A 1,154-nucleotide genomic window follows, 5' to 3' on the forward strand; every position below is an offset into this window, starting at 1 on the left:
CTAGTGGTACGAGTCTAACACTTGGTGCCCGCGCTTTGCGGCCTGGATGATGCGATCCGGGTCGGCGGTCCAGACGAACGGCTTCGGATTGCCGTTGCTCTCGGCGATGAAGCGTTTGATGGCGGCCTGTACCTCGATCAGCGATCCGAACACGCCGCGTCGGAGCCGGCGTTTTGCGAGCTTGGCAAAGAAGCCCTCGACGGCATTGAGCCACGAGGCTGAGGTCGGGGTGAAGTGGAAGGTCCAGCGCGGGTGGCGGTCGAGCCAGGCACGGACCTTCGGGTGCTTGTGGACGGCATAGTTGTCCAGGATCGCGTGGACGATCTTGCCCACCGGAACCGCCGCCTCGACCGCATTGAGGAAGCGGATGAACTCCTGATGCCGGTGGCGCTGCATGCAGCGGCCGATCACCTTGCCCTCCAGCACGTCCAGGGCGGCAAACAGGGTCGTCGTGCCGCGGCGCTTGTAATCGTGGGTGCGCGTTGTCGGCTGGCCCGGCTTCATCGGCAATGGGGCCTGCGTGCGGGCGAGCGCCTGGATCTGGCTCTTCTCGTCGACCGAGAGCACGACGGCGTGGGCCGGCGGGTCGACGTAGAGCCCGACGACGTCGCGCAGTTTGGCGGCGAAGGCCGGGTCGGTGGAGAGCTTGAACTGCCGGACTCGATGCGGCTGTAGGCCGTGCCCCCACCAGATCCGCTGCACCGACGAGACACTGATGGCCGCGGCCTTGCTCATGGCGGCGGCCGTCCAATGCGTGGTCTCGCCGGGTGGTTCTCCTTGCGTCAGAGCCACCACGCGCGCCGCCACCTCCGGCCCCAGCGGCGGGATGCGCGCCGGTCGCGTTTTGTCCCGAAGGAGCCCATCGGCGCCCTCCTGCGCGAAGCGGTCCTGCCAGCGCCAGACCACCGTCTTGGACACGCCCGCCTCACGCATGATCGCATGCGTCCCCAGCCCATCGGCGCTCAGCAGTACGATACGGGTGCGCCAGACGTGCTTCTGCGACGTGTTTCGATCCGCGACGAGTGCTTCGAGCCGAAGGCGATCCGAGGTGGAGAGCGTGAAAGAGATGCCACTGCGCATCCCGCCAGACTCGCAGGATGGGGCGCAAACCGAAACCCCACACGGACTCAACCGTCAGGGCTCAACCACTAGGA

1 protein-coding gene is annotated in these 1,154 nt (G+C 66.8%); it reads right to left on the reverse strand.

Annotation, left to right across the window (positions count from 1 at the left end):
* The gene (locus tag MKK55_RS12560) at positions 1–1,080 is read right to left on the reverse strand and encodes an IS630 family transposase (RefSeq protein ID WP_243935005.1); all 1,080 of its coding nucleotides are present in this window, start codon (positions 1,078–1,080) and stop codon (positions 1–3) included.
* Positions 1,081–1,154: the final 74 nt, after the last annotated feature.

Source organism: Methylobacterium sp. J-059, assembly GCF_022829485.1.
GTDB lineage: Bacteria > Pseudomonadota > Alphaproteobacteria > Rhizobiales > Beijerinckiaceae > Methylobacterium.

Excerpts from the sequence above, each read along its gene's own strand:
- MKK55_RS12560 (WP_243935005.1), bottom strand. The coding sequence starts at position 1,080 with ATGCGCAGTGGCATCTCTTTCACGCTCTCCACCTCGGATCGCCTTCGG.